Below are 26759 nucleotides of genomic sequence, written 5' to 3' on the forward strand. Positions count from 1 at the left end.
TTGCAGAGCGGCTGAAAAACTCAGCGAAGCGGTCCTGGCTAGGCGTTGCGTCGCAGACAGTACTGAAAGTACGGCAAGACGGAACAACGACGCCAGGAGAGTTGTCTCAGTCGCTCATCCCTTGACATTGAATACTTGGCGCAGGTAGGCCAGAAAGGTCTCATCGTCGCACAGCGTCTTGCCGGGCGTGTCCGAGAGCTTGGCCACGGGCTGGCCGTTGGCGCGCGTGAGCTTCATCACGATGTTCAGCGGCGTCTGCCCCATGTCGTTGGTGAGGTGGGTGCCGATGCCGAAGCCCAACTGTGTGCGGTCGCCGAAGTGGCGGTAGAGCATGAGGGCACGCTCCAGGTCCAGGCCATCGGAGAACACCAGGCGCTTGGTGTGCGCATCGATGCGCAGCCGCGCGTAGTGGGCCAGCGCCTTTTCGCCCCAGGCGACCGGGTCGCCCGAGTCGTGGCGCAGGCCATCGAACAGCTTGGCGAAGTACAGGTCGAAGTCGGCCAGGAAGGCGTCCATGCCCACGGTGTCGGTCAAGGCGATGCCGAGGTCGCCCCGGTATTCCTGCACCCATTCTTCGAGGGCCGTGTTCTGGAAGTCGCGCAGCCGCACGCCCAGGGCCTGGTAGGTCTGCAGGTACTCGTGGGCCATGGTGCCGATGGGCACCAGGTTCAGGTCGCGCGCCAGCAGCACGTTGGATGTGCCCTTGAACCACTGCGGTGTTTCCTGGGCGAAGGTCTGCACCACCTCGCGCTGCCAGGCGCCGCTGTAGCGGCGGCGCAGCCCGAAGTCGAACAGCTCGAAGGGGTGGCGCAGCGTGGCCTGCTGCGCCAGGTCCTTGAGCGTCTGCACCTTGGCGGCCAGGCGGCTGCGGCCTTCGGCGAGCGCTGCGGCAGGGTCGAAGCGGCGGAAATACAGCTCGTTGACGATGGCCAGCACGAAGATCTCGAAGCCCATCACATGTACCTGGGGGCCGCGCGCGACGATGTGCAGTTGGCCGTCCTCGGCAGAGGCCTCGATGAAGTTGCGCTGGAACTGGAAGATGCGCAGGAAGTCGATGAAGTCGCTCTTGATGTAGCGCAGCCCGCCCACGTAGGCCAGCTCGTCGGGCGCAAAGCGCAGCGTACACAGGTGGTCGAGTTCGGCGTTTACCTCGGCGAGCAATTCGGTGAGCGGGTAGGCGCTCTGGTTGCGGCAGACGAAGCGGTACTCGCTCTGCGTTTGCGGGTGGCCGTGCAGCAAGGCCTGCCACATGGTGAACTTGTAGAGGTCGGTATCGAGCAGGCTGTGGATGACGTAGCTCATGGTGGTTCCTTGAGAAGCGGGTCGCTGGGGTCTAAAGGGCGTCGGTGCTCTGCGCCAGCCGCACGCCCTGGGCGCGCATGGCATCGAGAAAGGCCGTGTGCTGCGCCTCGAAGCCGCCCACGGGGCTCATGCAGTCGGTCAGCAGGGTGATGCGTGCGGGCGTCCAGCCCGGCTGCAGCCGCGGCAGGTGCTGCACGATGTGCTCGGTGGTGGCGCGCACGCAGTGGCTGCTGGCCTCGCCGGCAATGAGCAGCCGGTCGGCAGTGCCCAGCGCTGCAAGCAGGCGGGTGTTCAGGGCCGTGTCCGGGTCGTCCGCATCGGGCACCTCGGCCTCGATGGCGCTGTAGTGCTCGGTGAAGGGGTTGGTGCCCTTGAACACGTTGCGCACCGCGCGCTGGCGCTGCAGCTGCCACTCGCCGCAGACGGCCAGCACTTCGGCATGCACACCATGGCCCCAGCTGCCGATCTCGCAGTGCACGGGCCACACCATGTGGATATAGCGGCCTTGCTGTTCTAGCGCGTCCAGGTACTGCAGGGTGCGCGGCAGCAGCGCACCGTTGCGGGGCGAGAAGGCGCCGGCCCGCACCTGGGTGGCAGTGATGGGCGTGAACGCCGCCACCGCCCGCCCATCGGCCTGTTGCCAGTAGCCGGGGTGGGCGATGTCGAACTGCTGGTGCGAATCGAGCGTGATGGTGATGCCGTCGAGCAGTGCGCCATGGGCCCGGATGAAGGCGGCCGTGCGCTGCATGTCGGCATGGGCACCCGCGACCGGCAGCGAGGGGGCGGTGCGCATGCCGGTGACCAGATCGGCAGGTTGCCAGGCAGCGGGCAGGTCGCAGAAATCGTTTTGCGGGTCGATCACCAGAAGCTGGGTGGTGTGTGCCATGGCTCTTGTCCTTGTCTATTGATGGCGCCAGTGTAAATCAGTTAATTCAACTGTGCAACTAAGTTATTCGAAGGCAACGTTGGATGCGTGACCGGATGGCCGGATCGCGCCCCAGGGTGGAGAGGGTGTTCCACCCGGCGTGTCCCTGGGCGAATTTCATTGGACCGGGCGTGCAAAATCTGGCACAAACGAAAACTTTGTGTCTTGTTGCAATGGGTCTTTTGGTCCTGGGATGGGCACGACACCACCACGATGGGGTGCGCCGCGGGCTGCCAAAGCTTGCTTGCCATCCGTCATACATGCTGGCTACAGTCGGCTACGAGGGTTTTCCATGTCATTGCGGCTCAAATTCAATCTGGTGCTGGCCTGCGTGCTGCTGGTGGCGGCGGCAGGCACGGGCCTGTACGTGCACCGCTTCCTGCAGAAGACGGCCATCGAGGAGGTGCAGCACAACTCGCAGCTCATGATGCATGCGGCCATGGCCATCCGCGACTACACCACCGAACTGGTCAAGCCGCACCTGGATGTGACGCTGGCCGAGCAGTTCCTGCCGCAGACGGTGCCGGCCTTTGCAGCCACCGAAACGCTGCGCCGGCTGCAGAACCGCTTTCCGGGCTACGAGTACAAGGAGGCGGTGCTCAACCCCACCAATCTGCGCGACCGTGCCAACGAGTGGGAAGAGCGCATCATCAAGGATTTCCGCGAAGGCCGGGCCGACCTCAAGAAGGAAGTGACCGGTGAGGTCGGCGAGGGCATGCACCGCACGCTCTATGTCGCCCGTCCGATCACGATCAAGCAGCCCCAGTGCCTGGCCTGCCACAGCACGCCCGCCGCCGCGCCGCCGACCATGCTCAAGATCTACGGCGACAAGAACGGCTTTGGCTGGCAGATGAACGAAACCATCGGCATCCAGGTGGTGCGGGTGCCCATGTTCTACCCGCTGGAGAAGGCGCGCACCACCTTCAACACGGTGATGACGGCGCTGGCGGGCAGCTTTTTGCTGCTGTTCGCGATACTGAACCTGTCGCTGTCGTCGCTGGTGATCGAGCCCATGGCGCGCCTGAACCGCAAACTGGAAGACCTTGCCACCAAGGACTTCCTGACCGACCTGGTGAACCGCCGCAAATTCTTCGAGCGGCTGGAGGCCGAGATGGCCGACACGCGCATCAAGAAGAGCAGCCTCTCGGTGGTGATGTTCGACATCGACTTCTTCAAACGCATCAACGACACCTTCGGCCACGATTCGGGCGACGTGGTGCTCAAGGCCACGGCACTGCGGGTGCGCGAGCTGCTGCGCTCTTCCGATTGCGCGGCGCGCTTCGGTGGCGAGGAGTTCATCCTGCTGCTCAAGGAAACGCCGGTCGACGCCGCCATGGCCATGGCCGAGGCCGTGCGCGCACGCATCGCCACGGTGCCCTTCGACGCGGTGGGCCATGTGAGCGCCAGCTTCGGTGTGGCCACCTGGAACCAGGTGGAAGACGCGCATGCGCTGATCAAGCGCGCCGACACGGCCCTGTATGTGGCCAAGTCCAGTGGCCGCAACTGCGTGGTGCAGGCCAAGGACGCAGTCTGAGCCTGTCGCCTGCAACGCCACGGAACGATCAGGCCGTGGCTGCCTTGGCCTCGTCGTAGTCGGTCAGGTAGTCGCCGGCCAGGGATGTCTTCTGCTTTTCGGTCAGCAGCTTGCCGGCCATCTGGAAGAAGCGGTGTTCTTCTTCCTGGAGATGGTGCTCCACCTTCTCGGCCAGTTTTTTCGCCAGAGGCAGCCAGGCAGGGGTGGCAGGGTCGGCTTTTTCCAGTGATTCCACCAGTTCATCGATCTGGTGGTGCTCCGAGATCGCGTGGCGCGACAGGTCCATGCCTGCGTCCAACTGCATCAGTGGTGCGTAGAAGTTCCGGTCTTCGGCCAGCTCGTGGGCTGCCAGTTCGGTCTTGAGCTGCAGGAACAGTTCGTGGCGCTCCGGGGTGTCGCCGCTGGTCTCGGTCAGGCGGCGGTACAGGTCGCGCTGCAGCTCGTGGCTCTCGCGCAGGGCTTCGAAGATGTTCTGTTGGCTCATGGCTTTCCCTCTGATTTTTTGTGTCGGGCGGCAGGGGCGCGAGGCCCCTGCCGCAGGCTGGCGATTACTTGAGCGCCTTGCGGGCCGCGCCCACGCCAACCGCTGCCAGCACCACGAAAAGCACTGCCAGCACCAGGAACAGCACGAACAGGACCTTGGCAATGCCCGCAGTGCCTGCGGCCACGCCGGTGAAACCCAGGGCACCCGCAACCAGCGAGATCAGGGCAAAAATAATGGCGTACTTGAGCATGATGGGTTCCTTGCAGTGGGGCACAGCGGTTGCTGCGAATGGTGTGACTGAACGATACCGGGGTGGCCGTGCAAGGAACGTCGGTGGGCGCGGAGTGTGGGTGTAGGAGAGTGCCGATCTTGTGGAGCGTCGGTCCAGAAACGACAAAGCCGCAGCGCGGTGAACGCTGCGGCTTCGTTTTACGGTGCTTCCCGAAGAGGGGATGCGCCCGGCTTACAGCCCTGCTGCAGCACGCAGTACTGCCGCCTTGGCTGTAGTTTGGCTTCGGCCGGCCCTGCGGGCCTTCACATCGCTGCGCGATATGAGCCTGCGCCGAAGAACTGGCAAACCGCGCTGATCGCGCGGCGGGCTTACAGCCCGGCTGCAGCACGCAGTGCTGCAGCTTTGTCAGTTCTTTCCCAGGTGAACTCAGGTTCTTCGCGGCCGAAGTGGCCGTAGGCGGCGGTCTTTTCGTAGATCGGGCGCAGCAGGTCCAGCATCTGGATGATGCCCTTGGGGCGCAGGTCGAAATGCTCCTGCACCAGCGCGGCGATCTTGTCGTCGGGGATCACGCCCGTGCCTTCGGTGTAGACGGTCACGTTCATGGGGCGGGCCACGCCGATGGCGTAGGCCACCTGGATCTGGCACTGGCGCGCCAGGCCGGCGGCGACGATGTTCTTGGCCACGTAGCGGGCGGCGTAGGCGGCCGAGCGGTCGACCTTCGTTGGGTCCTTGCCGCTGAAGGCACCACCGCCGTGGGGGCAGGCACCGCCGTAGGTGTCGACGATGATCTTGCGGCCGGTCAGGCCGCAGTCGCCTTGCGGGCCGCCGATGACGAAGCGGCCTGTGGGGTTGATCAGGTACTTGGTGTCCTTGAGCCACTCGCTGGGCAGCACGGGCTTGATGATCTCCTCGATCACGGCCTCGATGAAGCTGGCCTTCATCGTCTTGGCGGTCTCGCTCTGGTCGGGGTGGTGCTGGGTGGAGAGCACCACGGTGTCGATGCTGTGGGGCTTGCCGTCCACGTAGCGCATGGTCACCTGGCTCTTGGCGTCGGGGCGCAGGAAGGGCAGGCGCCCGTCCTTGCGCAGCTGGGCCTGGCGTTCCACGAGGCGGTGGGCGTAGTAGATGGGCGCGGGCATCAGCTCGGGCGTTTCGTCGCAGGCATAACCGAACATCAGGCCCTGGTCGCCGGCACCGGTGTTCAGGTGGTCGTCGCTGGCCTGGTCCACGCCCTGGGCGATGTCGTTCGATTGCTTGTCGTAGGCCACGAGCACGGCGCAGCCCTTGTAGTCGATGCCGTAGTCGGTGTTGTCGTAGCCGATGCGCTTGATGGTGTCGCGCGCCACCTGGATGTAGTCCACGTGGGCGTTGGTGGTGATTTCACCAGCGAGCACCACCAGGCCGGTGTTGGTCAGCGTTTCGGCGGCAACACGGCTGCGGGGGTCCTGCTTGAAGATCGCATCGAGGATCGCGTCCGAGATCTGGTCCGCCACCTTGTCGGGATGGCCTTCGGAGACGGATTCCGAGGTAAAAAGAAAGTCGTTCGCCATTTGAATAAACTCCTGTGTTCCGGCATTTGGGGCGTTGCCCTCACCCCGAAGGAGCTTTGGCGAACGCTTTAGCAGATTTATTTAACGTCGCCCTGCAAGTTGCTCATTTAACTCAGCGACCCTGTCATTTTAATGCCATCTCTGTTCCGTCTCTTTTCCGTGTTGCCACTGTGGCTGCTCCATGGCCTGGGCGCTGCCATGGGATGGGTGGCTTTTCTGGCGTCGCCCATCTACCGCGGGCGCTTTCGGGCCAACGCCGCGCAGGCTGGCTACCGCTTCGGTGAGGTGAGCGCCGCCGTGGGCCATGCGGGCCGCATGGTGGCCGAGCTGCCGCGCCTGTGGCTGGGCGCGCCGCTGCCGTTTCGCATCGAGGGCGGGGCCTGCGTCGAAGAAGCCTATTCCCAGGGGCGGGGCATCCTGTACCTGACGCCGCACCTGGGATGCTTCGAGCTGTCGGCCCAGGCCGCTGCGCACCGCTGGAGCGCCACGCACGGCCCCATCACCGTGCTCTACCGCCCCGCGCGCCAGGCCTGGCTGGCCAAGGTGATGGAGACCGCGCGCAACCGGCCAGGCATGCTGGCCGTGCCCACCAACCTCTCGGGCGTACGCCAGATGATCAAGGCATTGCGCCGGGGCGAAGCCGTGGGCCTGCTGCCCGACCAGGTGCCGCCCCAGGGCCAGGGGCTGTGGAGCCTCTTCTTTGGCAAGGGCGCCTATACGATGACGCTGTCGATACGGCTGGCGCAGCAGACCGGCGCGGCCGTGGTGCTGGCGCGCTGCGAACGGCTGTCCTGGGGCCGCGGCTACGTGGTGCATTTCGAACCCCTGCCCGCGCCGCTGGCTGCCGACGCTGATGCCGCAGTGCTACAGATCAACCAGGCCATGGAACACCTGATACGCCAGTCCCCCCAGCAGTACCTCTGGGGCTACGGCCGCTACAAGGAGCCGCGCGTGGAAACCGCTGCTGCTGCGGCGGCAACGCCTGCCGGAGGTGCCGCATGACCGGGCGCCTGGGGGTTTTGTTCATGCGCCTGCTGGCCTTGCTGCCACTGCGCGTGCTGCGGGGCATGGGCTGGCTCATCGGCCAGGCGCTGTACCTGCTGGCGACGCCGCGGCGCAGGGTGGCGCTGCGCAACCTGGCGCTGTGCTTCCCGGAATTCACCGAGGCCCAGCGCCGCCAATGGGCGCGCGAAAGCTTCGTGGGTTTCTGCCAGACCTGGCTGGACCGCAGCTGGCTGTGGTTCGCGCCGCGCGAAATGGTGCTGGACCGCGTGAAGCTCACGGGCGCGCTGGACGAGCTGCTGGGCGACACGCCCACCATCATCTTCGCACCGCATTTCTACGGCATGGACGCCGGGGGCTCCGCACTCACCCTGCACACCGACCGGGCCTTCACCTCCATCTTCACGCCCCAGCCCGACCCGGCGGTCGACATGTGGATCCGCAACGGGCGCCAGCGCTTTGGCAATGTGCGCATGCTCAACCGGGGTGACGGCGTCAAGCCCATCCTGAGCGGGCTGCGCAAGGGCGGCTTGCTGTACCTGCTGCCCGACATGGATTTCGGGCGCAACGATTCGCTGTTCGTGCCGTTCTACGGCGTGACGGCGGCCACGGTGCCTTCGCTCTCGCGCTTTGCCCGGCTGGGGCGCGCCAAGGTGATCTCCATGGTCACGCGCATCACACCCACGGGCTATGTTGCCGAGTTGTCGCCCGCCTGGCCCGGCTACCCGACGGACGATGCCGAGGCGGACACGGCACTCATGAACCGCAACCTGCAGTCGTACATCGACGTGTCGCCAGGCCAGTACTACTGGGTACACAAGCGCTTCAAGACCCGGCCCGAAGGGGACCCCTCCATCTACTGACTGGGGTTCAGGCCCCACGAAGAAAGCGCCCGAGCGCGGCCATGATCCGCTCAGGCTGCTCATGCACCACCCAGTGCGAGGCACCTTCCACCCGGTCGATCTGCAGCTGCGGGATCCAGTCTTCCAGGCCATCGAGCAGTCCGGGCAGCAGGGCCGGGTCCTGCATCGCCCAGACCACCAGGGTGGGGAGGGCGATGGTCAGCATGCTGTCGGGCAGGGTGATGTCGGCGATGGCGTTGTCGTCGCCGCGCGGCGGCCGCAGCGGGCTGGCGCGGTAATAGTTGCAGGCGCCGGTCAGGCCTTGCTGCCAGAGGGTGCGGTACTGGGCCCGCACCCCGTCGGTCAGCCAGGCGGGGGCGCGGCCTTCGGGGTCGTCGAAGAACGCGAACAGGCGCGCGAAATCATTCGCGGCCAGCAGGGCCTCGGCGTCGGGCCTGCACAGGAAGTGCATGTACTGGCTGTTGGCCTGCTGCGCCGGGTTGTGCTGCAGCTCGCGCAAAAAGGTGCCGGGGTGGGGCGAGTTGACGATGGCCAGCCGCCGCATGAGCTGCGGCTGCTGGTTGGCCAGGTTCCAGGCCACGGCACCGCCCCAGTCGTGGGCCACCAGGCATTCAAGGGGTTGGTCAGGGCTCACGGCTGCGATCAGGGCCACGAGGTCCTGCACCAGGTATTTGGCCCGGTAGGCCTCCACCTCCCCGGGGCTGCTGGATTCGCCGAAACCGCGCAAGTACGGCGCCACGCAGTGGTAGCCGCCGTTTTCGGGCTGCGCGAAATGGGCCAGCATGGCGTCCCAGATGAAGGCGCCTTCGGGAAAGCCGTGCAGGAACAGCAGCACGGGCCGGCCGGCGGCGCCACTTTCGCGGTACTGCAGGGAGGTGCCGTGGGTCAGGGTGAGGTTGCGGGTCTGGATCATGGCGCTGTTGCTATCGTTGGGGTAGCTGCCAGCGCTCATGGGACCAGCGTTGGCGCTCAATCTTCCTCGGGTTCCTGGTCGTCGGCTTCGGCAGCGCCAGGCGCAGGGGCATCGCCAGGAGCCGGCTCGGCGCCGGGCAGGGGGTGGGCCCATTGCCACAGCAGTTGGGCCACCTCGTCCACGCCCTGTTTCTTCAAGGCAGAGAACATCTTGACCTCGCCGCCGCCGGCCTGCAGTCGCGTAATCGACAGCACCTTGGCTTGCTCGGCGCGCGTGAGCTTGTCGGCCTTGGTGAGCACGATAAGGAACTTGAGGCCCTCTTCGACCCGGGGGCGCACCGCTTCGAGCAGGGCTTCGTCGAGTTCGGTGAGGCCCAGGCGGGGGTCGCACAGCAGCACGATGCCCGTGAGGCCCGGGCGGCTGACCAGGTAGTTGACCATCACCTGCTGCCAGCGCACCTTGTCCGAGCGCGAGACGGCGGCATAGCCGTAGCCCGGCAGATCGGCGAGCACGGCGTCCATCACACCCTGTTTTCCCAGGGAAAACAGGTTGATGTGCTGGGTGCGGCCGGGCTTTTTGGAGGCGAATGCAAGCTGTTTTTGCTGCGTGAGCGTGTTGATGCAGGTGGATTTACCGGCATTGGAACGGCCCACGAATGCAATTTCGGGCACCGTGATGGGGGGCAGGTGGTGCAGTTGCGCCGCCGTGGTCAGGAACCTGGCCGTGTGCATCCAACCCATGGCGATCTTGGCGTCGGGTGCAGGCGGAAGAGAGCCAGCAACTGGCGCGATAGGGGTGGTCGTCATGAGAAGTTGAGATGCTAGTGGGGCCTCATTGTAGAATCGCGGAGATTTTGCGCACATAAACACACAGACCCTCGATATGAAGTTGCTCGCCTCTATGCTGATGGCTGCCGTGCTGGCAGCACCTGCTTTTCCGGCTTTTTCCGCGGGCGAGACACCCGCTGCGCCAACCAAGGCGGCTGCCAAGCCTGACCTGGTCAAGGGCGAAGCCAGCTTCACGGCGGTGTGCGCGGCCTGCCACGGCGCGGACGGCAACTCTGCCATCGCAGCCAACCCCAAGCTGTCGGCACAGCATCCCGAGTACCTGGTCAAGCAGCTGCAGGAGTTCAAGTCCGGCAAGCGCAACGATCCCGTGATGAAGGGCTTTGCCATGGCCCTGTCCGACGAGGACATGAAGAACATCGCCTACTGGGTGACGGCCAAGGCGGCCAAGCCCGGCTTCGCCAAGGACAAGGCCCTGGTCTCCCTGGGCGAGCGCATCTACCGCGGCGGCATTGCCGACCGCCAGATCGCGGCCTGCGCCGGCTGCCACAGCCCCAACGGTGCCGGCATCCCGGCCCAGTACCCGCGCCTGTCCGGCCAGCATGCCGACTACACCGCCACGCAGCTCGTCGCCTTCCGCGACGGCAAGCGCGGCAACAGCCTGCAGATGACGCAGGTGGCCGCCAAGCTGAACGACCGAGAGATCAAGGCCGTGGCGGACTACATCGCCGGTCTGCGTTGATGGATCGACTGGCTGACTGATCTTTCTCAAGCAAGGCCCACACAGCGCGGGCCGACCGGAACCAACCGCCAAAAACAAACCCAAAAAGGGCGGGTCCATCGAGCAGATGGCCCCGTCCTTTTTCTTTGCCTGCCCCATCGCCCCTCTTTCCTCCATGTCTGACAACACCCAAGGCGTTCGCGTCCAGTACGGCTCCAAGGCCCTGCGCGCCGTGATCGAGATGCTGTCTTCGATGCGCTTCGCCATTTCGCTGCTGACGGTGATCTGCATCGCCTCGGTGATCGGCACCGTGCTCAAGCAGCACGAGCCGGCGGCGAACTATGTGAACCAGTTCGGTCCATTCTGGGCGGCGCTGTTCGGCGCCATCCAGCTCAATGCGGTGTACAGCGCCTGGTGGTTCCTGCTGATCCTGGCGTTCCTGGTGCTGAGCACCTCGCTGTGCATCGCCCGCAACACGCCCAAGATCCTGGTGGACATCCGGGTCTACAAGGAAAACATCCGCGAGCAGAGCCTCAAGGCTTTCCACCACAAGGCCGAGGCCGAGCTGCCCGAGGGCCCCGAGGCCGAAGCGAGACGCATCGGGACCCTGCTGGCCGGCGGCGGCTGGAAAGTGCGCCTGCAGCAGCGCGACACGCCGGCCGGTGCCGGCACGGGCTGGATGGTGGCGGCCAAGGCCGGGGCGGCCAACAAGATCGGCTACATCGCCGCGCACAGCGCCATCGTGCTGGTGTGCGTGGGCGGGCTGCTCGATGGCGACCTGATCGTGCGCGCACAGATGCTGCTGGGCGGCAAGACGCCGTATGCCGGTGGCGGCCTGATTGCCGACGTGAAGCCGGAACACCGGCTGTCCGAGCGCAACCCCACCTTCCGCGGCAACCTGCTGGTGGCCGAGGGCACGCAGTCGAGCATTGCGCTGCTCAACCAGTCCGACGGCGTGCTGTTGCAGGAGCTGCCTTTTGCCATCGAGCTCAAGAAGTTCATCGTGGAGCACTATTCCACGGGCATGCCCAAGCTGTTTGCCAGTGAAATCATCATCCACGACAAGGCAACGGGCGAGAAGACGCCGGCCCGCGTGGAAGTGAACCACCCGGCCAGCTACAAGGGCGTGGAGATCTACCAATCGAGCTTCGACGACGGGGGCTCGCACCTCAAGCTGCGCGCCGTGCCCATGGTGCCAGGCGCCAAGGCCTTCGACGTGGAAGGCGTGGTGGGGGGCTCGACCCAACTGACCAACAAGGGTGGCGTGGCGGGCAGCGACACCATGACGCTGGAGTTCACGGCGCTGCGCACCATCAACGTCGAGAACTTCGGTGGTGCCGGCCCGGGCGCCACAGGTGTGGACGTGCGCAAGGTCGACCTGCGCGAGGCCGTGGAGTCGCGCCTGGGCGCCGCCAACAAGACCGTGACCAAGAAGGAACTGCGCAACGTGGGCCCGAGCGTGAGCTACAAGCTGCGCGATGCGGCAGGCCAGGCGCGCGAGTTTCACAACTACATGCTGCCCGTGGACACGGGCGATGGCGTGCCGGTGTACTTGCTGGGTGTGCGCGAGATGCCGGCAGACCCGTTTCGCTACCTGCGGGTGCCTGCCGATGACCAGGGCGGGATGGACGGTTTCCTGCGCCTGCGCGTGGCGCTGGCCGACCCGGCGGCGCGCGAACAGGCGGTGCGCAGCTATGTGGCGCAGGCCATCGATCCCTCGCGGCCCGACGTGGGCGAGCAATTGGCGCAATCGGCCATGCGCGCGCTGGCCTTGTTTGCCGGCAATGGCATCGTCGATGGCAAGCCCACGGGCGGGCTGCAGGCGATCTCCGACTTCATGGAATCCAACGTGCCGGAGGCCGAGCGCGGCCGGGCGGGCGAGGTGCTGATCCGCATCCTGAATGGCACCTTGTTCGAGCTGGCGCAACTCTCGCGCAGGAACGCCGGCCTGCAGCCCCTGCCGGCGGACGACAAGACGCGCGGCTTCATGACCCAGGCGGTGCTCTCGCTCAGCGATGTGCAGATCTACCCGGCGGCCATTGCCTTCGAGCTCAAGGATTTCACGCAGGTGCAGGCCAGTGTGTTCCAGGTGGCCCGCGCGCCCGGCAGGAACATCGTCTACCTGGGCTGTGCCTTGCTCATTCTGGGGGTTTTTGCCATGCTCTACATTCGCGAACGCCGGATCTGGGTCTGGGTGGCGCCGCAGGGGGACAAGACGCATGCCATGATGGCGCTCTCGACCAACCGCAAGACCATGGACGGAGACAACGAGTTCGTGGAACTCGCAGAAAAACTGATCGGGGCCAAGCCCCTGCAAGGCAACCCATGAACACGGCCACCCGCAACACCACGATCACCCTGAACGAGGGCTTCTTCTCCCGCCGCAACTGGCTGGACTGGGCCTTTGCCGCCATCGTGGCGGCGGGGGGGCTGTTCGCGCTGCAGCGCTACGGCAGTTTCATGGATGTCTATGAAAAGGGCATCCTGCTGGGCGCCATTCCTTCGACCATCTGGCTGGGCTGGTTCTGGCGGCCGCTGCGCGCGCTGATGCTGGTGGTGACCGCGGTTGCGCTGATGGCCATCGGCCTGTACCAGGTCGACGGGGCCGGCAGCCTGGCGCGCGCCGATTCGGTGTTCTGGCTCAAGTATTTCCTGTCGAGCCAGTCGGCCATCCTGTGGATGAGCATGCTGTTTTTCATGAGCACCGCGTTCTACTGGATTGGCATGTTCTCGCGCGGCGAGGGCCACACCATGAACCTCCTCGGCTCGCGCCTGGCCTGGGTGGCCGTGGGCATGGCGCTGATCGGCACCCTGGTGCGTTGGTACGAGAGCTACCTGATCGGGCCCGACATCGGCCACATCCCGGTCAGCAACCTGTACGAGGTGTTCGTGCTGTTCTGCTGGATGACGGCCGCCTTCTACCTGTACTACGAGGCGCAGTACAAGACGCGCGCCCTGGGCGGCTTCGTGATGCTGGTGGTGAGTGCGGCCGTGGGCTTTCTGCTGTGGTACACGGTGGTGCGCGAGGCGCACGAGATCCAGCCGCTGGTGCCTGCGCTCAAGAGCTGGTGGATGAAACTGCACGTGCCGGCCAACTTCATCGGCTATGGCACGTTCGCGTTGTCGGCCATGGTGGCCTTTGCCTACCTGATCAAGCAGCAGGCCACGGAGACACGCTGGTACAAGCTGGCGCCGCTGTGGCTGCTGGGCGTGGTGCTGTGCTTCGAGCCCATCGTGTTCCGCCAGGGCGCGACGGAGAACGGCGGCAGCTACTGGATGGTGTATTTCGGCATCTCGGCGCTGATCGTGGCCGGCATCCTGCTGGGGCGCAAGCGCATTGCCGAGCGCCTGCCCTCGTTCGAGATCCTGGACGATGTGATGTACAAGGCCATCGCCGTGGGCTTTGCCTTCTTCACCATCGCCACGGTGCTGGGCGCCTTGTGGGCGGCCGAGGCCTGGGGCGGCTACTGGAGCTGGGACCCCAAGGAGACCTGGGCGCTGATCGTCTGGCTTAACTATGCCGCCTGGCTGCACATGCGCCTCATGAAGGGCCTGCGCGGCACGGTGTCGGCCTGGTGGGCGCTGGTGGGCCTGGCGGTCACGACCTTCGCCTTCCTCGGGGTCAACATGTTCCTGAGCGGGTTGCACAGCTACGGCACGCTGTAGGACAGGGGCAGCGGGGCCCTGGCCTCTGCAAACATTGCATCTGCGGTGTAACCTGATCCGTATTTGGAACGAACTAGGGGTGGTATCGCTCTACCCGTAGACGATTCCATCACCGCCTGACCGGAGCCCCCATGCCATTTCACTCCCGTGACCCGGGTTTCAACCACCCGCATTCCTCCGACATCACGCCGCGTGCGGCCTACGAGGGGCGCCGCGATATGCTGCGCCTGATGGCTGGCGGCGCCGCCGGTGCGGCCATGGCCGCCTGGGCCGGGCGCGAAGCGCTGGCGCAGGCGGCGGCGCCTGCCCGGCCAGGCAAGCTGGCCGCGCTGGCGGGTGCCAAGTCGTCCGTGGCGGGCGCGGTGTCGATGGAGAAGCTGACCGATTACAAGGACGCCAGCACCTACAACAACTTCTACGAGTTCGGCACCGACAAGGCCGACCCGGCACGCAATGCGCACACCCTCAAGACCTCGCCCTGGACGGTGGAGGTGGAGGGCTTGGTGAAGAAGCCGGGCAAGTACGGTATCGAAGACCTGCTCAAGCTCAGTGCGCAGGAAGAGCGCATCTACCGCCTGCGCTGTGTGGAGGGCTGGTCGATGGTGATCCCGTGGGTGGGCTATTCGCTGGCCGAACTCATCAAGCGCGTGGAGCCGCAGGGCAGCGCCAAATACGTGGAGTTCGTGACGCTGGCGGACAAGGCCACCATGCCTTTCGTGGGCTCGCGCGTGCTCGATTGGCCGTACGTGGAAGGCCTGCGCATGGACGAAGCCATGCATCCGCTGACCCTGCTGGCCTTCGGCATGTACGGCGAGGTGCTGCCCAACCAGAATGGCGCGCCGGTGCGCCTGGTGGTGCCGTGGAAGTACGGCTTCAAGAGTGCCAAGAGCATCGTCAAGATCCGCTTCACCGACAAGGAGCCGGGCACGGCCTGGAACAAGGCGGCGCAGCAGGAATATGGCTTCTACTCCAACGTGAACCCCAATGTGGACCATCCGCGCTGGAGCCAGGCGACCGAGCGGCGCATCGGCGAGGATGGCCTGTTCGCGAAGAAGCGCAAGACGCTGATGTTCAACGGCTACGAGGCCCAGGTCGGCCAGCTGTACGCGGGTATGGACCTCAAGAAATTTTTCTGAGCCCCCCAGAAGCCGACCCCTTCGCCGCCATGCGAAAGTTCCTGCTCCACCCCCTGGCCAAGCCTGTGGTGTTCGTGCTGTGCCTGCTGCCGCTGGCGTGGCTGGTGTATGCCGCCGTGGCCAACCAACTGGGTGCGAATCCGGCCGAGGCGCTGATCCGCGCCACGGGTGACTGGACCCTGCGTGCGCTGTGCCTGGTGCTGGCGGTGACGCCTGTCCGCGTCATGACGTCCACACCCCAATTGGCACGCTTTCGGCGCATGCTGGGGGTGTTCGTGTTCTTCTATGCGCTGCTGCACCTGCTGAGCTACAGCTGGTTCGACATGGGCTTCGAGGTGAACGACATTGCCGTGGACATTGCCAAGCGGCCTTTCATCCTGGTGGGTTTCCTGGCGTTCGTGCTGCTCACCCTGATGGCCGCCACCTCGTTCAACCGCGCCATCCGCGCGCTGGGTGCCAAGCGCTGGCAGGTGCTGCACCGCACGGTGTATGCCGTGGCGGGCCTGGCGATCCTGCACTTCTTCTGGATGCGCGCTGGCAAGAACAACTTCGGCGAGGTGGCGGTGTACGCGGCCATCCTGGCGGTGCTGCTTGGCTGGCGTGTGTGGCAGGCCTTGCGCAAGCGGGCAGCCAAGGCGGCTATCGGCGTTGCAGCAACGCGGCAAAGTGCCGCGGCGCAGCGCTAGCGGCGTCAGCCGGCGGTACGCAGCGCAGGTCGCATCTGGCGGGTGACGGGGTCGATGGAGGCCGTCGGGATCTGGTAGGCGCGGTCGTCGAACAGGTCAATGCCGCACATCAGGTTCTCCACCCAGTCGAAGAAGTCATTGATGGCCTTCTTGCCCAGGATGGGTGCGCCATGCTGCGGCACGAGCATGGCAATGTCCAACTGCCGCGCCATGCGCACCCACAGCCGCAGGATCTTGTTGGAGACCATGTAGCGGCGGTGGAAGCCCTCCATGCGCGGAATGTGCGCAGCCAGGTCGGTGACCGGAATACCCGCTTGCGCGCCCGAGGTCATCGACACGGCCAGGTCACCCGTGAAGAGGATGCGGCTGATGGGGTCGTAAAAGTGGAAATTGCCTTCGGAGTGCAGGAAATGCGCGGGCAGCAGCACCAGCTCGCTGAGGCCCAGCGGCAGCCGGCCGCCGCTGTCGGGCACGCCTATCACCCGGTTCTCGGTCTTGCCGACCTTGGTGAAATGGGGCGCGAAGCGCTCCCAGACGCGCGAGATCACCAGCGAGGCCTTGGTGCTGGTCATCCAGCGGTCCAGCGAAGCGATGATGTCCGGGTCCGCATGCGAGGCAATCAGGTAGGACAGCTTGTGCGGTGCAAAGTGCTTGGTCATGCCGACGAACAGCTCGTTGAACGCGAGGTTGCCGCCCGGGTCGATGATGGCGCCGGTGTCGTCGTCCACGATCAGAAACTGATTCGCCTGCACCGCCTGGCCATCCTCCTCGATCAGATCGGTGAACATCAGGCAGGCGTGGTTCTTGTCGCGGTACAGTTCGATGGCCATGGCAATGCAGCAGTGCAGTGAAAAACCGACTGTAGGACGGCGCATGGCCAAGCGGCTTGATGGAAATCAAGCCATGGGCAATCAGGGCTCCGGGAACGCCGGGGTCCCTGAGATGGGGTCAGCGCGCGGTGGAAGCGGGTGCCTGGGGTGCTGACGTGGCTGTCGAGGGAGTGGCGCCGGGCGTGAGTGTTTCGGGCAGGGTGGCGCGCTGGGCGGCCGCGGGACCGGAGGGCAGGAACAGCGGGCCGCGCTGACCGCAACCCACGATGGCCGCCGCACTGGCAGCAAGGACAAGCGTCCTGACTAGAATTTGGGATGCTTTCAACATGCGCGAATTGTAATGACTGACCTTGAATTTCAGGACCATGCCGAGAAACTGCTGGCGGCCGTCGAGCGCAGTTGCGATGAACTCAATGACACGACCGACGCCGACATCGACAACCAGCGCTCGGGCGGCATGATCACGCTGAGCTTTGCGAACCGAAGCCAGATCGTCATCAACCTGCAAAAGCCGCTGCACGAGGTGTGGATGGCCGCCAAGTCCGGTGGCTACCACTACAAGTTCGATGGTTCGGTGTGGCAGGACACCAAGGGGAGCGGTGAGTTCTTTGCCCGGCTGACCGAGGATGCGCGCGCACAGTCGGGGATGCTGCTGGTCTTTTCCGCCTGACACGCCGGCAGCGTTGAAAGAACGGGCAGCGAAAAAGAACAAGGGCCGCACACGGCGGCCCTTGCTTCCGGCGCTGGCTATCAGTTGCGGAACAGATCGAGGATTCGGTTGCGCTCTTCCGTGGGCGGTGGCGCATGCGGTGCCACATCGGGACCGCCGGTGGTGCGCTGCTGTTCCTCCAGCCCGACGCTGGCAATGCCTGCGTTGCGTGCATATTCCTCGTAGAACCATTCTCCGCCCACGTTGACCACGCCGGGAGGAACGACCTGCTCGGTCACGGGGACGCCCTTGAGCGCGCGCTCCATGAAGCTGATCCACACCGGCAGGCTCAGGCCGCCACCGGTTTCGCGGCTGCCCAAGTTGCGCGGCGTGTCGTAGCCGATCCAGGTCACCGCGGCGATGGTCGACTGGTAGCCCGCGAACCAGGCATCCACCGAATCATTGGTGGTGCCGGTCTTGCCACCGATGTCCGAACGCTTCAGTGTGCCCTGGGCTCGTGCGGCGGTGCCGGAGCGGGTGACTTCCTGCAGCAGGCTGTTCATCACGAAGGCATTGCGCGCGTCGATGGCGCGCGGGAGCTCGGACACTGCGGGCGGCGTGACTTCGGAGATCACGCGGCCCTTGTGGTCGGTGACCTTGGCGATCAGCCAGGGGTTCACTCGGTACCCGCCATTTGCGAACACTGCGTAGGCCGAGGCCATCTGCAGCGGGGTGACCGAGCCCGCTCCCAGCGCCATGGTCAGGTAGGCAGGGTGTTTTTCCGCATCGAAGCCGAAGCGCGACACCCATTCCTGCGCAGTCTTGGGGCCGACGGCCTGCAAGATGCGGATGGAGATCATGTTCTTGGACTTCGCCAGGCCGGTGCGCAGGGTCATGGGGCCGTCGTACTTGCCGTCGTAGTTCTTGGGCTCCCAGGGCTGACCGCCGGTGGTGCCGGCGTCGAAGAACAGCGGGGCATCATTGACCACGGTGGCGGGTGTGAACCCTTTCTCCAATGCTGCCGAGTAGATGAAGGGCTTGAAGCTGGAGCCCGGCTGGCGCCAGGCCTGGGCCGCATGGTTGAACTTGTTCTTGTCGAAGTCGAACCCGCCGACCAGGGCCCGGATGGAACCGTTGCGCGGATCGAGCGCGACGAAGGCGCCTTCGACCTCGGGCAACTGGGTGATCTCCCAGGCGCCCTTGGGTGTCTTGACCACGCGGATCACGGCGCCGCGGCGGATCTTGATGTTGGGCGGTGCCTTGTCGCTGAGGCCAGACTGGGCAGGCTTGAGGCCGTCGCCCGTGATCTCGAGGTTGTCGCCATTGGCGCGGGCTGCAACGATCTTGCGGGGGCCGGCTTCAAGCACCACGGCAGCCATCACGTCGCCGTTGTCGGGGTGGTTGGCCAGGGCATCGTCCACGGCGTCTTCGACTTCCTGGGCGGCAGTGGGCAGCACCACGAACTTCTCGGGGCCGCGGTACTGCTGGCGGCGCTCGTAGTCCATGATGCCGCGGCGCAGCGCAGTGTAGGCCGCTTCTTGCTCCCCTGCATTCAGCGTGGTGTACACGTTGAGGCCGCGGGTGTAGGCCTCATTGCCGTACTGCGTGAAAATGAGCTGGCGGGCCATCTCGGCCACGTACTCGGCGTGGATGCGCGTGTTGTCCGGGCCGCTGCGGATCTTGAGGTCTTCTTTCTTGGCGGCCGCGGCTTCCTGCGCGGTGATGAAGCCGTTCTCTTCCATGCGCTCGATGATGTAGAGCTGGCGCGAGCGGGCACGCTTGGGATTGCTGATGGGGTTGTAGGCGGAAGGCGCCTTGGGCAGGCCGGCCAGCATCGCCGCCTCGGCAATCGAAATGGATTTGAGCGGCTTGCCAAAGTAAGCCTCTGCGGCCGCAGAAAATCCGTAGGCTCGGTTGCCCAGGTAAATTTGGTTCATGTAAATCTCAAGGATCTGGTCCTTGGTCAACATATGCTCCAGTTTGAATGTCAGTAATATTTCGTAAATTTTGCGAGTAAATGTTTTCTCTGACGACAGATAAACATTGCGCGCCACCTGCATTGTGATAGTGGACGCGCCCTGGCTTTTGACGCGGCCCAGATTGGCCAGGCCCGCGCGAATCACGCCCTTGTAGTCCACACCACCATGCTGGAAGAAGCGCGAGTCCTCGATGGCCAGCACTGCGTCCTTCATGACCTTGGGGATGTCCTGGATAGGTGTGAGGTTGCGCCGTTCTTCGCCAAATTCGCCCAGCAACGCGCCTTCCGAGGAGTAGACCCGCAAGGGCAGCTTGGGGCGGTAGTCCGCCAGATCCGAGATGTCCGGCAAATTGGGATAGGCCACCGACAGCGCCACGGCAATGGTCAGCAGCAGGCCGAGCGCGCCTGCGACCGCCAAGCCTGTGGTCCAGAGCACGAAGCGAAGCAGCCAGCGAAGCCAGGTGGGGCGGGAAGGCGCGGAAGCGGTGGTCGAAGAGTCGGTTGGCTTTGGCTGTGAAGAAGAGGGCGGCGGCATATCGCTCCGATTGGTGGAGACGCCATTATAAAAATGTCGGGCATCTTTCAGTGGAAACGGTCCAAAGGCTCCGACCAACGGTCTCGGCGGCCGCTTTACGGTCTTGCAATTGCGCAGAGCCCGCCCAACCAATCGTGTGGTTTTGGCAACGCTCTGAACCGATCAGATGGGGAAAATTCTTTGCCGGTGAACTACCTTACTGATAGCATTCATGTGAAGTGTTAAGTTTTGTTGCGTCATTTTGACAAGTTACAGGGGACCCATCTTGATCTCAACGGGATCTTTGTTCAGTCGCCAGGCTGCGCCTCTGCTGGGTATCGACATCAGCTCATCCAGCGTCAAGTTGGTCGAGTTGGGGCGGGACAAGGCGGGAGGCCTAGTCCTTGAGCGCTGTGCCATCGAGCCGCTGGAACGCGGCTGGATCACTGATGGCAATATCGAAAAGTTCGACGAAGTGGCCGAAGCCCTGCGTCGTCTCGTCAAAAAAAGCGGCACCCGCACCAAAAATGTGGCGCTCGCTTTGCCGCCCTCGGCCGTGATCACCAAAAAGATCACTCTGCCGGGCGGCATGACCGAGCAGGAGCTCGAAGTCCAGGTCGAGTCTGAAGCAAATCAGTACATTCCTTTCTCTCTGGACGAGGTGAGCCTGGACTTTTGTGTCATAGGGCCCAGCAAGAGTTCCCCGGGTGATGTGGAGGTATTGATCGCCGCGTCCCGCAAGGAAAAGGTGCAGGACCGGCAAGGCCTGGCAGAAGCTGCGGGTCTCAAGCCGGTGGTGGTGGATATCGAGTCCAATGCCTCGCGCCTTGCCGCAGGCCGCTTGATCGAGGCATTGCCCAACAAGGGCGTGGATGCCCTGGTGGCATTGTTCGAGGTCGGCGCCGTGACCACCAGCATGCAGGTCATCCGCAATGAGGAAGTGGTCTATGACCGCGACCAAGCATTCGGCGGAGCGCAACTGACCCAACTGATTGTTCGGCAGTATGGTTTCTCAGTGGAAGAGGCCGAGAACAAGAAGCGCAATGGCGATCTGCCTGAGGATTACCAAGCGGCCGTGCTGCGCCCCTTTGTGGACAACATGGCCCAGGAAATCGGCCGGGCGCTGCAATTCTTCTTCACCAGCACCCCCCATAACCGCATCGATCACATCGTCCTGGCGGGGGGGTCTGCGCCGCTGCCCGGCTTGACGGAGGCAGTCACCCAGCAAACAGGTTTTGCCTGCAGCCTGGCCAATCCCTTTGATGGCATGGAAATCGGCAACTCGGTACGGCTCAAGAAGATGGTGCGCGAAGCGCCGTCCTATCTGACATCGTGCGGCCTTGCCATGCGGAGGTTCCTGCAGTGATTTTGATTAACTTACTTCCCCACCGGGAAGCCGCCAGAAAACGCCGCCGTGAAGGATTTCAGGCGACGATGGTGGCTTCCGCGATCGTCGGTCTGCTGATCGCCGGGCTGATCTATTGGGTCTTGCAAACACTGATTGCGGACCAGCAAGCCAAGAATGGGGTCCTCAAGGCTGAAATTCAAGTGCTTGAAGGCCAGATCAAGGAAATTGCCAATATCGAAGAGGAAATTGCGGCGCTGCGCGCGCGCCAGAAGGCCGTGGAGGACCTGCAGGCGGATCGCAATCTGCCGGTTCACTTGCTGACGGAGTTGGTCAAGCAACTGCCCGATGGGGTCTATGTGACAAGTCTAAAGCAGACCAACCAGTCAATCGAACTCAAGGGAGTAGCCCAATCGAATGAACGCATCTCGGAAATGCTTCGCAACCTTTCCAACAATACGCCTTGGCTATCCAAGCCTGAGCTGGTGGAGATTGTGGCGAGCAATGTGGCATTGTCTCCAAGGGATACGCGGCGTGTAGCGTCATTCAACCTTCGCTTCCAACTGGTGAAATCCAGTGAGGCGCGCAAGGCGATGGAAACAGCAGCAAGCGCTGCTGGAGGTTGAACCATGGCAACAAAAAAAGTCCAAAAAATCGATGTGTCTGAGCAGTTTGCGAGCCTGCAGCGCCAGTTCACCAATCTGGATACCAAGGATCCTTCGCTGTGGCCGCCGCTTCCACGCTATATCCTGTGCCTGTTTATTGTTGTGGCGGTGGCTGCCGCCCTCTGGTTCGTCAAACTCACGGACTATGAGGCAGAACTGCAGACTGAAAAGGCCACAGAGCTAACTCTGCGTGAAGATTACAAAAAGAAGCTTCAAAAGGCAGTGAGTTTGGATGCCTTGAAAAAGCAGCGCGAGCAGATTCAGCAGTACGTAATTCAGTTGGAAAAGCAATTGCCGAGTAAAGCTGAAATGGCTGCACTTCTTTCTGATATTAACCAGTCAGGATTGGGGCGGAGTTTGCAGTTTGAGCTGTTTAGGCCTGGGCAAGTGGTTGTGCGCGAATATTATGCGGAGTTGCCTATCGCCGTGCGGGTGACGGGGCGCTACCATGACATGGGAGCATTTGCCTCTGATATTGCACATTTGTCTCGCATCGTCACTTTGAACGACGTGGCGATTGCTGCGTCGCAAGGGAAAGACAAAGAAAAGGATATGGCCAATGGCGTCCTAGTCATGGATGCTACGGCACGAACCTTCCGCTATCTAGATACAGAGGAAATTCAAGCGCAGCGCAAGACGGCGACCGCGGCTTCTGCGAAGGGAGCTGCAAAATGAGAGTTTTGAAAAGCAGTCTGGTACTTGCCTGTGTGGCGATGCTGGCTGGTTGTATTGCTTCTGGCGAGGATGAAGTGAGGCAGTGGATTAGTGATGAGCGCGCACAGGCCAAGCCGCGCATAACTCCGATCACTGAGCCGAAGCAATTCAAGCCTGAAGCCTATACGGCAGATGCGCAATTGGAGCCTTTCAATCCCCTGAAGCTGACGCAGGCTTTGCGCAGGGACTCGGCACAACTCGCTTCCAACGCCGCGCTGATAGCTCCAGAAATGGCGCGTCGGAAAGAACCCCTGGAAGCTTATCCATTGGACACTATCAAGATGGTTGGTAGTTTGCAAAAGAAAGGGCAACCAGCCGCTCTGGTTACTGTCGACAAACTGCTGTACCAAGTCACGGTGGGTCAGTATCTTGGCCAGAGTTATGGGCGGATCACGTCCATTAATGAAACAGCTATTCAACTGCGTGAGATCGTGCAGGATGCGACAGGAGACTGGATTGAACGCACGACGTCACTTGAGTTGCAAGAAGGGGTAAAAAAATGAAGCAGAACAGTTTTGGGATGATGCGATTTTTCAATCGAGGCGTACTACTAGTTACGTCGGTTGCCGCGTCTTCGCTGGCATGGGCGCAAGGCTCCATTGAAAATATTTCGGGTGCCATGCAGGGGGGGGTCGAGATTGTTCGGATTGACTTTTCAGAGCCTGTTTCGGCACTGCCGACTGGTTTCGTAACTCAGTCTCCTGCACGTATTGCCTTGGATTTTCCTGATACAACGAGTGCCTTAGGGAAGTCGGCGGTTCAGATCAATCAGGGTAATATCCGTTCTGCAAATTTGGTCCAGGCTCCAGGACGGTCGCGGGTCGTTCTGAACCTGAAGCAGGCCGCATCCTATCGAACGGAACTCCAAGGCAAGTCGGTACTGGTTTATCTGGATACCACTACAAGTCCGGTGGTTGCCACTTCGTCGCAGCCGGTAAGCTTCGCGGAAAATGTGAATACGGAAGTGATGGCCATCAAGGACGTCGATTTTCGACGTGGTGCGGATGGCTCTGGCAGAGTGGTTGTGACTCTGCCTAACAATCAAGTAGGTGTAGATCTGCGGCCGATTGGTAAGGGCTTGACAGTTGATTTCCTGAAATCCTCTCTCTCCGAAGGCTTGCGTCGACGCTTGGATGTCGCGGATTTCGGAACGCCTGTGCAGATCATCTCGACCACCCAGCAGGGTGAGCGAGTACGGATGGTGATCGAACCGGTGGGCGACTGGGAGCACAGTGCTTATCAAAGTGACAACCAGTTCGTTGTGGAAGTGCGCCAGAAGAAAGTTGACCTCACCAAGCTGACCCAGGGACCTGGCTTCAGCGGTGAAAAACTTTCGCTCAATTTTCAGAATATTGAAGTACGGTCCTTGCTGCAGGTAATCGCCGATTTCACCAATTTCAACATCGTTACTTCTGACACCGTAACGGGCGCATTGACTCTGCGGCTGAAGGATGTACCTTGGGACCAAGCCCTCCAAATCATCATGGATGCAAAAGGGCTCGGGATGCGCAAGAATGGTTCTGTTCTTTGGATCGCTCCCAAAGATGAGATTGACGATAGAACCAAAAAGGATTTTGAGGCTGCATTAGCGATACAGAAGCTAGAGCCGCTGCGGACGCAGGCTTTCCAGATGAACTATGCCAAGGCTACAGATATGGTTCTGCAGCTTTCGACAACTTCTGGCGGGGCGGGGGGGGGACATCGAATCGCTTCTTGAGCGAGCGTGGCAGTGCTCTCGCCGAGCCCCGTACCAACCAGTTGTTTGTGACTGATACAGCGAGCAAGCTGGAAGAGGTGCGCCAACTGCTCTCCACTTTGGATGTGGCAGTCCGACAAGTCATGATCGAAGCACGGATCGTGGAAGCTTCCGATACGTTTGGCCGGTCTCTCGGTGTGCGATTGGGTGCTACAGACCTCCGCGCCTCGCGTGGCGGGGACGGCGGATATTCGTTGGGGACCAGTGGCAATCGAGTAGGTTTTGGAACCAACTATAGCAATGCAGTCGCGTCCACATCTGCGGGTGGCGCGATCAATACAAATGGTAACTTTGTCAACCTGCCGGCCACTGCCATTGGCGGTTACGATCCCTCTAGCTTCGCGATCTCTATTTTCAACTCGGCCGCCAATCGGTTCTTGAATCTGGAGATTTCCGCTCTAGAGGCGGATGGCAAGGGAAAGATTGTTTCCAGCCCACGGGTTGTGACTGCGGATCAGACAAAGGCTTCTATTGAGCAAGGCACGGAATTTCCTTATCCTGTGACTGCTCCGAACGGCGGGACCGTGATTGCGTTCAAGAAAGCCGTTCTCAAATTGGAAGTGCTCCCTCAGATTACGCCTGAGGGCAACATCATTCTTGATCTGGATGTCAATAAGGATAGTCCTGGTGAAGTGTTGAACAATGTTCGGGCAATCAATACCAAACATATCAAGACTCAGGTCCTTGTGGAGAATGGTGGAACGGTCGTGATCGGTGGTATTTTTGAACTGTTTGAAGATAGTACCGAAACCAAGGTCCCTTTGTTGGGTGACATACCTGGTGTGGGGAATCTGTTCAAAACACGTTCTAAATCAGCCAACAAACAGGAAATGCTGATTTTTATCACCCCCAAGGTCATTACCGATCGCTCGGCATTTCGTTGAAGTTTTTTGAAATGGGAAAGAAAATGAAAAAATTATGGAAGAGTTTACTCCTCACTTCCGCTGCGGTATTGGCGGCATGTGGAGGCGGCGGAGGGAGTGGGGGCGAATCCAATCTTCAGTACCGCATTACATTAACTGCTGCCAAGTCCCAACTGCCTATCAATATCGCCAATCAGCCTGCCAATCTGGGCGCATTTGCTCCGTATACAACGACGTTGTACGTGGATGCACGAGTCGGCTCGAATGCTATTCCGGGTGGTGAAGACATATTTGCTTGCAACATCGTGCAGGGCCTGGATACGGGTGCTTTGTATTACCTTGACGGTGATGATGAGCACGAAGACGACGACGGAAATGCATTGGCCTATCGTTCTGTTGTCCTAGGTGCAAATGCTGGTGGTGCTTCCTTCCACTTCCATGCTGGCACACAAGCAGGTACGGCACGCGTGGTATGTTCGGTAACCGATCCCCGCGACAACAAGGTTTACAGTGCGAGTGTCGATATTGCCGTGGGCGCCGCGACGGGCAAGGTCTCAAGCGTAACCGGTAAGGCTGAAGCACCGAGTGTCCTGCTTTCGCGAGACAGTGTCTCTCGGGCACCTTATCGAAACAATATCGGCGTGCAGGCTTTCGTCATGGATGACGCCAACCAACCTATTCCTGCCCCTTCTGCTCCCAATCTCCAGGTCAGCATTCGGCCGATTGGTCCAGCAGCGGTAGGCGCGCGCTTGCTGCAAGGAAATCAGTCGGGAAGCGTACTGCAAGTACGTACGATTGGCGGTGTTGGTCTGTTCTCGCTTGCAAGCGGCCCCAGTACCGGATCCATCGTGCTGGAATATGTCACCGACCGGTTTGACAATAATGTCACCAATGGCATTCAAGACCCGGTAACGGCACTTCATGCAGTACCTGTTGTCGACAACGTTGCGGTGGCACTGTTGACTCTGCCTGACCTAGGTGACCAAGAGGCCGTCGTTGGCCTCCCTTTTGCCGCGGTATTTCCTGTTCAGGGTGGCGTTGGCCCCTACACGTGGTCTGCGATAGCACTTCCAAGTGGTTTGTCCATTAGCAGTGATGGCATTGTAAGTGGCGTGCCCCAAGGTCCTGGCTCCTATAGCGGGGTGATCACCGTAGTTGATTCATTGGGTGCCAAAGCATCCGGTAATATAAAGTTCACGGTGGCGGAGGGGGCTTCAGTCCCCAACCCTCTGACAGTGAACGGCTGTGTGAGCAATGGCTCGGCGGTGTGCTCCTTGCCTGCTGCGAATGTAGGTGAGGCGTACCTGTACAGCTTGTCGGTGACTGGCGGGGATGTGGCAGAGCCAGTGGTGTGGACTTATGCCCCAGCGACCTTGCCCGCAGGCTTGAGGGGAGGCAGCACGGGGAACAATGGCGTGATCAGTGGTACCCCTACCGCCTCTTGCAATGCCAGATTCCTGGTGACGGCGACTCGTGGCAAGGTCACGGTCACCCAGCAGGTGTCTGTGCAGATCGGCGCCAATACGGCAGCCTGCCCTTGATGGGCTCAAAGGGGGTGTTTGGCTGGATTCGAAATCCTCAAATCTGCTAAGCACCCTGCAGGAAAATTAGAAAGCCCCGTGGGTCCCCGATCCACGGGGCTTTCT

The 26759-nt window shown here is 62.3% G+C and carries 24 protein-coding genes and 1 pseudogene; 15 read left to right on the forward strand and 10 right to left on the reverse strand.

Annotation, left to right across the window (positions count from 1 at the left end; all coding sequences use genetic code 11):
- Positions 1-114: 114 nt before the first annotated feature.
- Positions 115-1302: a nicotinate phosphoribosyltransferase gene (gene pncB, locus AC0IZS_RS13830; RefSeq protein ID WP_471636142.1), complete on the reverse strand. Its 1188-nt coding sequence runs from the start codon at positions 1300-1302 to the stop codon at positions 115-117.
- A gap of 31 nt (positions 1303-1333) precedes the next feature.
- The gene (locus AC0IZS_RS13835; RefSeq protein WP_471636143.1) at positions 1334-2188 is read right to left on the reverse strand and encodes a cysteine hydrolase family protein; all 855 of its coding nucleotides are present in this window, start codon (positions 2186-2188) and stop codon (positions 1334-1336) included.
- 331 nt (positions 2189-2519) lie between these two features.
- Here AC0IZS_RS13835 and AC0IZS_RS13840 point away from each other — a divergent pair, with 331 nt between their 5' ends.
- Entirely contained in the window at positions 2520-3761 is a 1242-nt protein-coding gene (locus AC0IZS_RS13840; RefSeq protein WP_305741899.1) for a diguanylate cyclase, read from the forward strand.
- A 28-nt stretch (positions 3762-3789) separates the two neighbouring features.
- On the opposite strand, the gene AC0IZS_RS13845 is transcribed toward AC0IZS_RS13840, so the two are convergent.
- The 3 genes from AC0IZS_RS13845 to metK all read right to left on the reverse strand — a co-directional run bounded on the left by AC0IZS_RS13845 (position 3790) and on the right by metK (position 6027).
- Positions 3790-4245, reverse strand: a complete 456-nt coding sequence (locus tag AC0IZS_RS13845; RefSeq protein ID WP_471636144.1) for a hemerythrin domain-containing protein — start codon at positions 4243-4245, stop codon at positions 3790-3792.
- Positions 4246-4309: 64 nt separating this feature from the next.
- Positions 4310-4495, reverse strand: coding sequence for a DUF1328 domain-containing protein (locus tag AC0IZS_RS13850; protein WP_007855816.1), 186 nt, complete (start codon positions 4493-4495; stop codon positions 4310-4312).
- A gap of 350 nt (positions 4496-4845) precedes the next feature.
- Entirely contained in the window at positions 4846-6027 is a 1182-nt protein-coding gene (metK, locus tag AC0IZS_RS13855; protein WP_057205150.1) for a methionine adenosyltransferase, read from the reverse strand.
- Between the two features lie 132 nt (positions 6028-6159).
- Here metK and AC0IZS_RS13860 point away from each other — a divergent pair, with 132 nt between their 5' ends.
- The gene (locus tag AC0IZS_RS13860) at positions 6160-7029 is read left to right on the forward strand and encodes a lysophospholipid acyltransferase family protein (RefSeq protein ID WP_471636145.1); all 870 of its coding nucleotides are present in this window, start codon (positions 6160-6162) and stop codon (positions 7027-7029) included.
- Positions 7026-7892, forward strand: a complete 867-nt coding sequence (locus AC0IZS_RS13865; protein ID WP_471636146.1) for a lysophospholipid acyltransferase family protein — start codon at positions 7026-7028, stop codon at positions 7890-7892. Before AC0IZS_RS13860 ends, AC0IZS_RS13865 begins: the two co-directional genes overlap by 4 nt.
- A gap of 7 nt (positions 7893-7899) precedes the next feature.
- On the opposite strand, the gene AC0IZS_RS13870 is transcribed toward AC0IZS_RS13865, so the two are convergent.
- The gene (locus AC0IZS_RS13870; protein WP_471639522.1) at positions 7900-8805 is read right to left on the reverse strand and encodes an alpha/beta fold hydrolase; all 906 of its coding nucleotides are present in this window, start codon (positions 8803-8805) and stop codon (positions 7900-7902) included.
- 56 nt (positions 8806-8861) lie between these two features.
- Entirely contained in the window at positions 8862-9611 is a 750-nt protein-coding gene (gene yihA, locus AC0IZS_RS13875; RefSeq protein WP_471636147.1) for a ribosome biogenesis GTP-binding protein YihA/YsxC, read from the reverse strand.
- 76 nt (positions 9612-9687) lie between these two features.
- Between yihA and AC0IZS_RS13880 the strand changes: the two genes are divergently transcribed.
- The 5 genes from AC0IZS_RS13880 (at position 9688) to AC0IZS_RS13900 (ending at position 15799) form a co-directional block, all read left to right on the forward strand.
- Positions 9688-10332, forward strand: coding sequence for a c-type cytochrome (locus tag AC0IZS_RS13880; RefSeq protein WP_035203946.1), 645 nt, complete (start codon positions 9688-9690; stop codon positions 10330-10332).
- A gap of 154 nt (positions 10333-10486) precedes the next feature.
- Positions 10487-12640, forward strand: a complete 2154-nt coding sequence (locus AC0IZS_RS13885; protein WP_471636148.1) for a cytochrome c biogenesis protein ResB — start codon at positions 10487-10489, stop codon at positions 12638-12640.
- A complete protein-coding gene (ccsB, locus tag AC0IZS_RS13890; RefSeq protein ID WP_471636149.1) occupies positions 12637-13977 on the forward strand; it encodes a c-type cytochrome biogenesis protein CcsB in 1341 nt (446 codons plus the stop codon). Before AC0IZS_RS13885 ends, ccsB begins: the two co-directional genes overlap by 4 nt.
- 131 nt (positions 13978-14108) lie before the next feature.
- Positions 14109-15113: a protein-methionine-sulfoxide reductase catalytic subunit MsrP gene (gene msrP / locus AC0IZS_RS13895; protein ID WP_471636150.1), complete on the forward strand. Its 1005-nt coding sequence runs from the start codon at positions 14109-14111 to the stop codon at positions 15111-15113.
- A 29-nt stretch (positions 15114-15142) separates the two neighbouring features.
- Positions 15143-15799, forward strand: coding sequence for a protein-methionine-sulfoxide reductase heme-binding subunit MsrQ (locus AC0IZS_RS13900; protein WP_471636151.1), 657 nt, complete (start codon positions 15143-15145; stop codon positions 15797-15799).
- Between the two features lie 5 nt (positions 15800-15804).
- Here the strand turns inward: AC0IZS_RS13900 and AC0IZS_RS13905 are convergent, their stop codons facing one another.
- Entirely contained in the window at positions 15805-16629 is an 825-nt protein-coding gene (locus AC0IZS_RS13905) for an oxygen-binding di-iron domain-containing protein (protein ID WP_471636152.1), read from the reverse strand.
- A gap of 118 nt (positions 16630-16747) precedes the next feature.
- The gene (lptM, locus tag AC0IZS_RS13910) at positions 16748-16996 is read right to left on the reverse strand and encodes an LPS translocon maturation chaperone LptM (protein ID WP_471636153.1); all 249 of its coding nucleotides are present in this window, start codon (positions 16994-16996) and stop codon (positions 16748-16750) included.
- Between lptM and cyaY the strand changes: the two genes are divergently transcribed.
- Entirely contained in the window at positions 16970-17299 is a 330-nt protein-coding gene (gene cyaY / locus AC0IZS_RS13915) for an iron donor protein CyaY (RefSeq protein WP_471636154.1), read from the forward strand. The genes lptM and cyaY overlap by 27 nt on opposite strands.
- Positions 17300-17379: 80 nt before the next feature.
- Here the strand turns inward: cyaY and AC0IZS_RS13920 are convergent, their stop codons facing one another.
- Entirely contained in the window at positions 17380-19791 is a 2412-nt protein-coding gene (locus tag AC0IZS_RS13920) for a penicillin-binding protein 1A (RefSeq protein WP_471639523.1), read from the reverse strand.
- A 265-nt stretch (positions 19792-20056) separates the two neighbouring features.
- Here AC0IZS_RS13920 and AC0IZS_RS13925 point away from each other — a divergent pair, with 265 nt between their 5' ends.
- The 6 genes and pseudogenes from AC0IZS_RS13925 (at position 20057) to AC0IZS_RS13950 (ending at position 26654) form a co-directional block, all read left to right on the forward strand.
- Positions 20057-21136: a pilus assembly protein PilM gene (locus tag AC0IZS_RS13925; RefSeq protein WP_184859710.1), complete on the forward strand. Its 1080-nt coding sequence runs from the start codon at positions 20057-20059 to the stop codon at positions 21134-21136.
- A complete protein-coding gene (locus AC0IZS_RS13930; protein WP_471636155.1) occupies positions 21133-21741 on the forward strand; it encodes a PilN domain-containing protein in 609 nt (202 codons plus the stop codon). Before AC0IZS_RS13925 ends, AC0IZS_RS13930 begins: the two co-directional genes overlap by 4 nt.
- Positions 21742-21744: 3 nt before the next feature.
- A complete protein-coding gene (locus AC0IZS_RS13935; protein ID WP_471636156.1) occupies positions 21745-22455 on the forward strand; it encodes a type IV pilus inner membrane component PilO in 711 nt (236 codons plus the stop codon).
- Positions 22452-22997: a pilus assembly protein PilP gene (locus AC0IZS_RS13940; RefSeq protein ID WP_471636157.1), complete on the forward strand. Its 546-nt coding sequence runs from the start codon at positions 22452-22454 to the stop codon at positions 22995-22997. Before AC0IZS_RS13935 ends, AC0IZS_RS13940 begins: the two co-directional genes overlap by 4 nt.
- A gap of 17 nt (positions 22998-23014) precedes the next feature.
- Positions 23015-25134: pseudogene (gene pilQ / locus AC0IZS_RS13945) on the forward strand (type IV pilus secretin PilQ).
- On the forward strand, positions 25131-26654 hold the full coding sequence (locus AC0IZS_RS13950; RefSeq protein ID WP_471636158.1) for an Ig domain-containing protein: 1524 nt from the start codon (positions 25131-25133) through the stop codon (positions 26652-26654). The pseudogene pilQ and the gene AC0IZS_RS13950 overlap by 4 nt, the downstream one beginning before the upstream one ends.
- Positions 26655-26759: the final 105 nt, after the last annotated feature.

Source organism: Acidovorax sp. AC410 (assembly GCF_979253235.1).